This is a genomic window from Gordonibacter sp. 28C (assembly GCF_003339845.1).
Lineage (GTDB): Bacteria > Actinomycetota > Coriobacteriia > Coriobacteriales > Eggerthellaceae > Gordonibacter.
The window spans coordinates 119048-129815 of sequence record NZ_PPTR01000010.1 but is presented as its reverse complement, the minus strand read 5'-3'; the positions used below and the strand labels follow the sequence as shown (position 1 = coordinate 129815).

The 10768-nt window shown below is 69.9% G+C and carries 6 protein-coding genes and 1 tRNA gene; 3 read left to right on the top strand and 4 right to left on the bottom strand.

Translation table 11 applies throughout. The features are described 5' to 3' along the window. Positions 1-205: 205 nt before the first annotated feature. A tRNA-Glu gene (locus C1878_RS12525) sits at positions 206-280 on the bottom strand. A 995-nt stretch (positions 281-1275) separates the two neighbouring features. After that, positions 1276-1521 carry a helix-turn-helix transcriptional regulator gene (locus C1878_RS12520; protein WP_147272943.1) on the bottom strand — a complete coding sequence of 82 codons (246 nt, stop codon included), beginning with the start codon at positions 1519-1521 and terminating at the stop codon, positions 1276-1278. 93 nt (positions 1522-1614) lie between these two features. Between C1878_RS12520 and C1878_RS12515 the strand changes: the two genes are divergently transcribed. Continuing rightward, on the top strand, positions 1615-1809 hold the full coding sequence (locus tag C1878_RS12515) for a helix-turn-helix domain-containing protein (RefSeq protein ID WP_114601953.1): 195 nt from the start codon (positions 1615-1617) through the stop codon (positions 1807-1809). 39 nt (positions 1810-1848) lie between these two features. On the opposite strand, the gene C1878_RS12510 is transcribed toward C1878_RS12515, so the two are convergent. Further along, the gene (locus C1878_RS12510) at positions 1849-2763 is read right to left on the bottom strand and encodes a DMT family transporter (RefSeq protein WP_241963730.1); all 915 of its coding nucleotides are present in this window, start codon (positions 2761-2763) and stop codon (positions 1849-1851) included. A 63-nt stretch (positions 2764-2826) separates the two neighbouring features. Here C1878_RS12510 and C1878_RS12505 point away from each other — a divergent pair, with 63 nt between their 5' ends. Both C1878_RS12505 and C1878_RS12500 read left to right on the top strand, forming a co-directional pair. After that, entirely contained in the window at positions 2827-5727 is a 2901-nt protein-coding gene (locus C1878_RS12505) for a PD-(D/E)XK nuclease family protein (RefSeq protein ID WP_241963729.1), read from the top strand. Positions 5728-5730: 3 nt separating this feature from the next. After that, complete coding sequence (locus C1878_RS12500) at positions 5731-9294, top strand: exodeoxyribonuclease V subunit beta (RefSeq protein ID WP_114601951.1); 3564 nt, start codon at positions 5731-5733, stop codon at positions 9292-9294. A gap of 314 nt (positions 9295-9608) precedes the next feature. Here C1878_RS12500 and C1878_RS12495 read toward each other — a convergent pair whose 3' ends face one another. Next, positions 9609-10535: a glycosyltransferase family 2 protein gene (locus C1878_RS12495; protein WP_241963732.1), complete on the bottom strand. Its 927-nt coding sequence runs from the start codon at positions 10533-10535 to the stop codon at positions 9609-9611. Positions 10536-10768: the final 233 nt, after the last annotated feature.

The following is a 10768-nucleotide window of genomic DNA, read 5'->3' as shown; positions in this document are numbered from 1 at the left end:
GCTCCAAGAAAGAGATGAAGCGATACTTAGATGGGGTAATGCAGTCTCATGGCACGAGCTTCACACAACAGGTCCCTACCGTATTGATTACGATTAGACTCAAGGTACAAATTTTGGCCTATAACCCTCGGGCGAGCCGTGCCCGCGCGAGGCGGGACGATATGAAAATACCCGACCCCCTTGCGGGTGGCCGGGTATCAAATTTTGGTGCCCCCAACGAGAATCGAACTCGTGTCTCAGCCTTGAAAGGGCCGCGTCCTAACCTCTAGACTATGGGGACGATGCGCGTTCCCGCTTGCGGAGAACAGCCTGAACATTATTGCAAAGCAGGCGCGCCATTGCAAGAGCGAATTTTCCGCGCTTCCGCTGCGCTCTGCGTCGCCCTCACACGTCGCCCTCACCCATTCCTCGCCGTCGCTCTCGCACCGCCTTCGCCTCGCTCGCTGCATTCCCCAAAACTCTTCGCGTTGTGGGCTTGTAAGATGAAACGCGCATTCTGAAGCCCAATCCGCATCGCCTCGCTAATGGAGGCTCGTATGCCGATCGCCCCGGGGCGACCCGCGAAAGCGTCGCGCCGAGGACTCTGCGTCAACCCACCGTTGGCACGTGCCGATGTTTGCCATCTGCGCATCAGAGCGCTCGAAAGAGGGCCGGACGGCAGGCTTCCTCGCCAATCGGGGGGGGGGCTTTCGCGAAGGCCGGCCGCTTTGCGGCGGGCGGGTCGACCCGGGCCGTGCCAACGGCGGTTCAACGTAGGTCGGCGGTGCGACTTCATGGCAGAGATTCCGGGGTATGTGATCGAATCTCGCGCAGAAACCGGCCACGCGCGAACAGGCGGCGGCGTTTCGCCTGCTCCGGAAATTTCCCTCATGCCTTCAAGAGGGCTCGCGTTCGAAAGGCGATCACATACCTCGAAATCTCTGCCATTTTGGCACGTGCTCTAAGTTAATCCATCGTTGATACCTATGAATGCGCGCTGTGTTTTTCGAGGCGGATCGCTGCGATCGGACGAGACGAGAGGCCTTCCCGTCAGGCGGAAGAGCCCTCCGAAGTGTCAGAGGAGGGTGCGGAGGATGGGCCGACCTGGGCTATACCAGCGATGGTTTATCATTGAGGTCAAAAATCCGCGGACAAAATTGGGATCTATGGTCGATTTTATGCGCGTAAGGGGTGGGCGTTCCGGTAAAAAGCCTGATGGCAGAAAACGGTTCGCGTCTTTTCCGTGGCTGAATCAACCACGGCCATGATTTTGTCCATGACTCTTGTGATTATAATTTAAAGATTGCTTGCGAAAAGCTCGCCGACCTCGCATCCGATGGCGTTGCAGAGGGCCTCGAGGGTGGTAATCCTGTAGTTGCGATATTCTCCCCGTTCGACTGCCTCTAAGGTGGGCAGGTCGAAGGACGTCCTGTTCGATAGGTCTTGTAGGGTCAGTCCGCGCGCTTCAAGTGCAGGGCCGAGCTGTAGTTCCAATCCCATGTTTTCTCCTGGCGACAACGGCGTGCCCTTCGGGTCGATCACCTTGTGGCTTCAGTATCTTTAAGTCATCCCATGGGATGACTCCATAATGATTCTAACGCATATGCTCTGAAAATGGGAATCGATGAGAGAAAAATGCTTGGCAGGAAAATCCGGGAGCACCGCGAGAAGCGGGGCTTCACTCAGGAGGATCTGGCCTCCGCCATCGGCAACGGCAGCAAGCAGTACATCTCTTCCATCGAGAACGGCACGAAAAACGTCACCATCGACGTGCTGTGCCGTATCGCCGAAGCCCTCGGCGCAAAGGTTAGAGACTTCATCACCTTCTGATTCCACTGCTTATCATGCGGGCGAACGGGCGCATCGCCCTTATCCGCCCTGCGCGGCCTTCTTGCCGTTCAACAGGTTCGGCAGCTGCGACACCGCCACGCCGGCCAGGATCACGACGATGCCCGCCGCCTGCAGCGCGTCGACCGTCTCGCCGAGGACGATCACCGATATGATGATGCCGCAGGGAAGCTCGGCCGAGGCCATGATGGTGGAGATGCCCGGCAGCAGGTGCGGCGTGCCGATGCCGAACGCGATGACGGGAATGAACAGCGCGAACATGCCCAAGACGATGCCGTACTTCCAGATGCCGGCCTGCAACGCGCCGCTGGCGAGGTAGTCGGGGCAGACGACGAGCCCCAGCAGGCAGGCTCCCAGGCAAACGAACAGGCCCCGCTCGATGGGAGGCAAGTCGGTGCCGATGCGGCTCGACAGGTACATGAACGCCGCCGTGCTCACCGCCGACAGCGCCCCGCACGCGACGCCCAGCGGATCGAGGCCGGAGAGGTCCTCCGACAGAAGGCCGCTGGCCAGCACGGTGCCGCCCAGGATGACGGCCACGGCTGCCAGCTCGGCGGCATGCGGCCGTCTTCGGGTGGCTGCCACCTGCACCACGACGCCGATCCAGGTGAACTGGAACAGCAGCGTGATGGCAACCGCCACGGGGAGTTTCGTGAGCGCGAAGTTGTACAGAACGCAGGTCGTGCAGGTGGTCAGGCCCAGACCCAAGAGCGCGGCGATGCGCTTGGGAGTGAGCGGGACGGGGCGCTTGCCGACCAACGCCAGCACCAACAGGGCGGCGGCGAAGATGAGGGTTCCGAAGAGTCCCTGGCTCAAAACGGTCTGCCGCCAGGTGAAGCCGTCGGCGTACGCCAGCTTCAGGGCCGTCGCCATGACGCCGTAGCTGGCTCCGCCGACGAAGACGAAGGCCGCGTATTTCAAGGTGTTCTTTTGCATGGCCGCCATTCTATCGCATTGCGCCCGTCGCGCACGGGTACAATAGTGCGCATGCCCTATCGAATGGAAACAGCCGACAACGCCGACGCGGCCCTGCGTGCCGCTACGGCTATCGCCGCGGAGTTCGCGCGCGAAGGTGCCGTGCCCGTGCTGCTGGTACCCGCACCGGCCGCCGTCGCGCGCGTGCGGCGCGCCCTCGCGCGGTCTTCGGCCGCGCTCGGCGTGCGCGTGGAGACGCTCCCCTCGTGGATAGGGGACCGCTGGGAGCTGTTCGGCGACGGGCGGCGCATCGTGGACCCCGTCGAGCGGGCGCTGCTCGTGCGCCGCGCCCTCGGGGGCTCCGGCGGGCGTGCCGACGAGGCCGGCAACCTGGAGGCCACGCCCGGCACCGTCGACCTGGTGGCCGCGCTTGCCCGCGACGCCCTTCCTTGGCTCGTCTGCGAACAGGGCGGACGGACGGCCGACCTGAGCACGGGCGAGCGTGCCGCGCTCGCCGCGCTCGCCCGTTACGCCTCGGCGCTTTGCGCGGGCGGCCGATGCGAGCTGTCCGAGGCCGCCCGCGCGCTCTCCGGCGCGCTTCCTGCGGTGCCTCCCCTGGTGGCGCTGGGCTTCGATGAGCTCGGCTGCGCCTTCGAGCACCTGCTCCAGGCGCTTTCCGAGCGCGCGCCCGTGGTTCGCGTCGACGACGGGTGCCGGGCTCCGGACGGCGACCCGGCGCGCGCTCCCGAACTCGAAGACCTGTTGGCGCGGCTGTTCAAGCCTGCCGACGGCACCGCGCTCGCGCCGACGGGCGCCGTGCGCTTCCTGCTGCCGGCCGGCCGCTACGCCGCGCCCGCGCTCGTCGCGCGCGCGGCCGCCGACGCGGCCCTCGCGGAGCGCGCCGCCGCCGAGGCGCAGGGGCGGGACCCGCTGCCGGTGTGCGTGGCCTGCCGCGAGCCCGCGGCGACGTTCTCCGACGTGGCCGACTGCCTGGCGCGGCGGGGCGTCTCCTCGGCCGTCGCGGCGCGCGCGACGTTCGCTCGAACCGATTTCGGCCGCGCGTTTTTGGCGCTCGTCGAGTTCGCCCGCGGAGGGGAGTGGAGGCTGTCCCAGGCTTCGGACTTCGCGCTCAGCCCGTTCTCGGGCGTGCCCCTGCGCGCGGCCTACGCCCTCGACGCCGCCTGGCGCGGCGACCGCACGGTCGACCGCCCGCGCATCGTGGCCGACCTGCGCGCCGCGAGCGAGGTCGCCTCCGACGCGCTCGTCGCGCTCGGGCGCGACGACGCGGAAGGGGCGCTCGAGGCGCTCGAGGCCTACCTGCGCCGACGTGTCGACCTCGACGAGGCGTACCGTGCGGAGCAGCTCGCGGCGTGCGCGTGCGCCCGACGCTTCGCGGCCGCCTGCGCGCGCTCGGAGACGCTCCTCGTCGACGCGCTCCCGTTGCTCGAGCGCTCGTCGGTGGCGGCGGGGGCTCGGGAGGACGCCGCAGCGCCCGGCGGGGGCGGCGCGGTCGACCGCGAGCCCGCCGTGCTGTTCATGGGCCTCGACGACGCGGCCGAGCGCCCGCCGTGCTCGTGCGCGGTGCTGCTCGCGTGCGACCTCGTCGCCGCCGCGTACCCGGTGCGCCCCGTGGAGGACGGCGGCACGCTGCTCATGGAGAAGCTGGGGCTCTCCGCGCCAGCCGACGCGCTCGCGGCCTCGCGCCGCCGGTTCTTCCGCGCGCTTTCGAGCGCGCGCGACGCGGTGGTGTGCGAGCGCCCGCTGAACACGGTGGACGCCGACGCCGCCTACCCGGCCGTCATGTTCGAGGAGCTGCTCGACTGCTACCGGACGGACCCTGCGCGTTCGGACGACCTCGACCGCGCGACGGGCCTGCCCGGCGTGCTCGCGTCCTTCGCCGAGACCGCCGGCGAGGACGCCCTGCACGAGAACCTCGCGCCGGGGTGCGATCCCGCCGACGCGGTGGCATGGGACGCGCCCGCGAGCGGGGAGGTGTCTCCTGCGGCACGCTGCCGCGTCGTGCTGCCGGGCGCGGCCGCAGCGGCCGAAGCGCTGCCCGCCTTGTCGCCTTCGGCCATCGAAAGCTACCTCGAGTGCCCGTGCAAGTGGTTCTCGCTCAGGCGCCTGCGCCTGTCCGAGCCCGACGCCGGCTTCGGCCCGCTGGAGATGGGCAGCTTCTCGCACGGCGTGCTCAAGAGCTTCTACGAGCACTTCATCGAGGCGGGGCATGCGAAGGTGGGGCCGGAGAACCTGCCGGAGGCGCGGGAGCTTCTTCATGAGACGTTCGCCCGTCATCTGGCGTTCCAGCCCGAGCTCAAGCGCAGCCGGAACCCGCTCGTGCCCCGCACGGCCTTCGAACGAGCCGAGGTGCACGACCTGGAGCGCAGGCTCGCGGCCTACCTCGAACGCGAGAGCGCCCTCCTGCCCGGGTTCGCGCCCGCGCGCTTCGAGCTCGACTTCGGCGGAACGGAGCCGTTCGAGTACGCGGGCTGCGCGCTGCGCGGCAGCGTGGACCGCGTCGACGTGAACGCGCGCGGCCAGGCGGTCGTCATCGACTACAAGGGGTCGCTCTCGCCCGACTACGCGCTGTCCTCGGCATCGCCCGCGCCGTGTGCGGGAGGCGCCGTGCTGCCGCACAAGGTGCAGACGCTCGTGTACGCCCAGGCGGTCCGCCGCCTGATGGGATTGGAGGTCGTGGGCGCGCTCTACGTGTCCTACGGGCGCGATGGACGCGCGACCGGGGCGTTCGACCGCACCGTCGTGGGCGGGGGGGACGTGCCGGGCATCGACGCGGAGGGCTGCGGCGTGCCGGGGCCGGCTTCTGAGGCGCTCGGCGCGGCGTCGTTCGCCGAACTGGTCGACCGCGTGGAGGAGGGCGTCGCCGCCGCCGCCCGCAGCATGGGCGCAGGGCTCGTGGCCCCCGACCCGCGCGGCGCGGACCCGTGCGGCTACTGCCCGGTGCTCGCGTGCGAGAGGAGGCGCTAGCCGGTGAACCTGGAAACCTGCACGCCGGGCCAGCGCGCCAGCGTCGAGCGCGTGGACGGGCCGCTGCTCGTGTCGGCCGGTGCCGGCTCGGGCAAGACGTTCACGCTCACGCAGCGCATAGCCTACGCGCTTCTGCCCGAAAGCGGCCCGGCCGCCGGGGGCATCGACGAGGTGCTGGCCATCACGTTCACCGAGAAGGCCGCCTCCGAGATCAAGGCGCGCGTCAAGCGCACGCTGCGCGCCGAGGGCATGGGCGAGGAGGCCCTCAAAGTGGACGCCGCCTGGATATCCACCATCCACGGCATGTGCGCCCGCATCCTGCGCACCCATGCGCTCGAGCTGGGGCTGGACCCGGCGTTCGGCATCGTGGGAGACGCGGAGCGGGCGGACCTCGTGGCGGCCTGCATCGACGAGGCGCTCGGCGCCGACAACGACATCGTCGAGCGCGGCTCGTACGCGGCGCTGTTCGACGAGTTCCCCGCGCGCTCGGCGCTGCCCACGGCCCCCTCGGTGGCCTCGATGCTGCAGGCGCTGCTCGACAAGGCCGTGGGCCTGCGCGGCGGCTTGGACGCCGTCGACCTGGGGCCGGAGCCGCCCCGCCCCGCCGCGCTCGCCCGCGAGCTGTTGCTGGCGTACGAGGACGTGGCCGCCCCGCTCGAGCAGGGTGGCACGAGCGCGGCGGCCGAACGGGCGCGCGGCCAGGCGGCCGACGCCGCGGAGGCGCTGCGGGCGTTTCTGGTCGAGAGCCCGGGCGGGGGCCTGCGCGACCTCGCGGCCGTGGTGGACGCGTGCGCGTTTTTGCCCAAGACGTTCGGCGGCGCGGACGTGAAGGAGCGGGTGGCCGCGTACCAGGACGTGCACGCCCACGTGTGCCGCAGCATCGCGCTGGCGCTGGCCTGGCCGCGAGCCTGCGAGCTTTTGGCGCTCGCGCGCGACGTGGCGCGCCGCTACGAGGACAAGAAGCGCGCCGCGTGCAAGCTTGACAACGACGATCTGCTGGTGAAGACGCTCGCCGCCTTCGAGGACCATCCCTGCGTGGCGCGCCGTTACGCCGATCGGTTCAAGCTGGTCATGGTGGACGAGTTCCAGGACACGAGCCAGCTGCAGATCGACCTCATCGCGCATCTGGCCGGGCCCGGGCTGTGCCGCCTGTGCACGGTGGGCGACGCGCAGCAGTCCATCTACCGCTTCCGCGGGGCCGACGTGAACGTGTACGAGGCCCACAAGCGCGCCATGCGCTCCAGCGAGGTGGGCGCGCTCTACGTGGAGCTGACGAAGAACTTCCGCAGCCATGCCGACGTGCTTTCGTTCGTCGACCGCGTGTTCGAGCAGCCCCACGTGTTCGGCGACGACTTCATGTCGCTCGCCCCCTGCGACGGGCGGAGGTCGACGTATCGCGGCGACGGCCCGCGCATCGACCTCGTGCTGGCCATGCGCCCCGCGGGACGGGGCACCGGCGTGTCCGTGGACGACGCGAAGGCCGCTTGCGCCCGCGCCATCGCCCGCCGCTTCGCCGCGCTGCGCGCGTGCGGCCACGCGCCGGGCGACATGGTGGTGCTGCTGGGCAAGATGTCGCGGGCCGAAGTGTACGCCCAGGCGCTGCGCGACGAGGGGTTCGAATGCGCCGTGACGGGAGGGTCGCTGTTCGCCGACGCGCCCGAAGTGCGCGTGGTGGCGCGGTTCGCGGAGGCGTTGGCGAACCCGGCGAACACGGCGGCGCTGTTCGAGGTGCTCACGAGCGACATGGTGCGCCTCTCGGCCGACGACCTGCTGGAGCTGGCCACCGAGGAGGACGCCGAGACGGGCGAGCTGCGCCGTCGCGACCTGGACAAGGGCTTCGCGCGCCTGTCCGAGCGGACGGACGGGCTTCCCCCGCGCCTCGCCAACGCCGTGGAACTCGTCGCGCGCGCCCAGCGCGACGTGCGCACCCGCCCGCTTTCCCGCGTCGTGCAGGACGCCGTGGTGCGCTCGGGTTGGATGGCGCGGCTCGAGGGGCAGGGGGCGGCCGGGATGGCATGCGCGGCCAACGTGCTCAAGGCCGTGCGCCTCATCGAACGGCTGGAAGCGGAGCGGCATCTGGGCCTGGCAAGCGCTGCGCGCGCCTTCGCCGACGAGCTCGCGGCGGGGATGAAGGAGGCGCCCGGCGCGCTCTCGGGCAGCGGGGGCGACGTGGTGAAGATCATGACGATACACGCGTCGAAGGGCCTCGAGTTCCCCATCGTCGCCTTGGCCGACTTCGCCGGGCCCGCGATGGGGCAGGGGAGGCTCCTCGTGGAGACGTGCGGCGCGACCGCGCGCGCGTCGCTGTCCGCCGGCGGCTCGCTGGACGGGTATCCGAACGTCGCGAAGCGGGCTGCCGGCGGCTTCGAGGACGAGGAGGACGCCGACCTCGCCGCCGCCCGCCGCCTGCTGGAGGAGGAAGGACCCTCCCGCGACGGCCGCAGCGTCCCGTCGTGCACCCAGGACGCCTACCGCGCCGCGTTGCGCGCCCGCGCGGCGGCAGAAGAGCTGGCCGAAGCGCGCCGCAAGCTCTACGTGGGGCTCACCCGGGCGAGCGAGGCGCTGGTGGTGGCCATGGACGCGAAGGCCCCCTCGGCGGGCAAGCCGGCCGCGTACCCCGACCTCGTGGACGACGTGCGGGGCGCGCTCTGCGGCGCGGGCGACTTCCCGGAGGGCACGGCCGAGCTCGAGTACGGCGGCAGCGAGCCGGCGCGCTTCGAGCGCATCGTCGTGCAGGCGGCCGTCGCGGAAGACGCCGAGCCTGCGCCCTTCACCGAACCCGCGACCTTCGCCGTGCCCCGCAGCGCCGGCGACGACCCCCTGCCGCGCTGTCCTTGGAGCCCGCTGCGCGAGAACGTGTTCTCGTACACGTCCATCGCCCCATCGCGCGACGAGGCGATGGATGCCGACGCCGGGTCGACTCCCGATGCGGCGACTCCCGGCGGCGAAGCTCCGTACTCCGGCGAAGGCGACGGGAGGGCCGCCCGCCCCTCCGTCGACGCGGACAAGGCCACCAGCTTGGGCAGCGCGTTCCACCGTGCCGCCCAGTTCGCGGTCGAGACGGGCGCCGCGCCCGATTCCGCGCGCCTTGCGGCGATCGCCGACTCGCTCGCGCTCTCGCCGGCGCAGCGCATGCGCCTCGCCGCCGCTTGCGAGCGCTGGTTCGGCAGCGAGACGTTCGCGGACGCGCTCGCCTGGGAGCTGTGCCGCGCCGAGGTCCCGTTCGTCGTGGCGGTGGGCGACGCGCTCATGGAGGGCGAGATCGACCTGCTGTGCACGCACGGGCCCGACCCCTGCGGCCCGGCGCTCGTCGTGGACTACAAGACCGGCGGCTCGGACGACGAGGACCCCGCGCGCGTGAGGGACAAGCACGCGCTGCAGGCCCAGTGCTACGCCTACGCGCTGCTGTCGCAGGGCTTCGACGAGGTGGAGCTGCGCTTCGTGCGCGTGGAACGCGTGCGGCCGGATGGCGACGGGCTCCAAGCGGCAACCTACCGCTTCGCAGCGGCCGACGTGGACGCGTTGCGCGACCTTGTCGCGCGGGCCTACGCGGCATCCCGCGCCTGAGGTGGTTCGCCGGGCGGGTTTCCTTCCCGGGCGTGCGAAGGATCCGGCACGTTTTAGAGCCGGGCATGTAACCTATGAATTACGTTTCGAACTCCTGTTTCCGCTGATAGGGTGCATTATGTCGAACCCTTCATTATGCGAGGGTCTCTGCAACTATTCACCTCTGCAAATAGTTGATGATATCGATTATCATATTGCACGCGAATCGGGGCGGCATGGACGTGAGGCGACGCACCAGCCCAAGGCGAGCATCGGCCATCCGCCCCGGATAACGGCGCGGATGGCCGATGGCAGGGATCCGGCCGGGGACGGCCCTAGCGCCTCCCGTGCTCCCGGTACGCCTCGGTCACCTGCAGCTCGTACTGCTTGCGGGTGCCCTTCACCACGGTGTCCAGGATGAGCCCGCACGAGAACGACAGCAGGCCGATGAACTCCAGGGCCACGGCCAGAAGCGCGCTCGGCAGCTTCGGCACGAGGCCGGTCTGGGCGAACTCCCACACCACGGGCACGCCGGCGACCAGGCCCAGCACGCAGAACAGCAGCGCCACCCAGGAGAACAGCGCCAGCGGCCGGTAGTCCTTGAACAGCGACAGTATCATGAGCAGCACCTTCACGCCGTCGGAGAACGTGTCGAGCTTGCTCTCCGAGCCCTCGGGCCGGTCGCGGTAGTCGATGGGCACCTCGGCGATGCGCCAGCGCTTGTCCACCGCGTGGATGGACAGCTCCGTCTCTATCTCGAAGCCCGGCGAGAGCACGGGCATGGTCTTGGCGAACACGGCGTTGTAGGCGCGGTAGCCGGTCATGACGTCGGAGAACTCGAAGCCGTAGATCCACTTGATGAGGGCGCGCACCAAATCGTTGCCGAACCCGTGGAAGGCGCGGTCGTTCTCCTGGCCGTAGGTGCCGTTGGACAGGCGGTCGCCCACCACCATGTCGGCCTCGTCGGACATGAGCGGCGCCAGGAGCTCCGGCGCGGCCTCGGCGGGGTAGGTGTCGTCGCCGTCCACCATGAGGTAGTAGTCCGCGTCGATGTCGCGCATCATCTGGCGCACGACGTTGCCCTTGCCCTGCCGGCGCTCCGAGCGCACCACGGCCCCGTGCCCGCGCGCGATCTCGCCGGTGCCGTCCGAGGAGTTGTTGTCGTAGACGTACACCGTGGCCTCCGGCAGCACGCGGCGGAAGTCGTCGACGACCTTGCCGATGGTCACGGCCTCGTTGTAGCAGGGGATGAGCACGGCCACGCTGCCGGGCCGGGGGTCGCTCTCGGTGCGCGGCCCTTCGGCCGGCGCGTCCTTCTTCTCTTGCACGTTCGCTCCTCGATTCTCGAATGCAACCATCCTAACCGATTGGACGGGCGCACGCCAGCCGTCGGGCCTCCCTTTCTCGGCGGTCCCGCGCGCGTCGCCGCGCGCCGACGGTCCCGCTTGGAGGCTTCCCGTAGACGACCTGTTGCCAAGCGGTAGGGCGGCGGGGA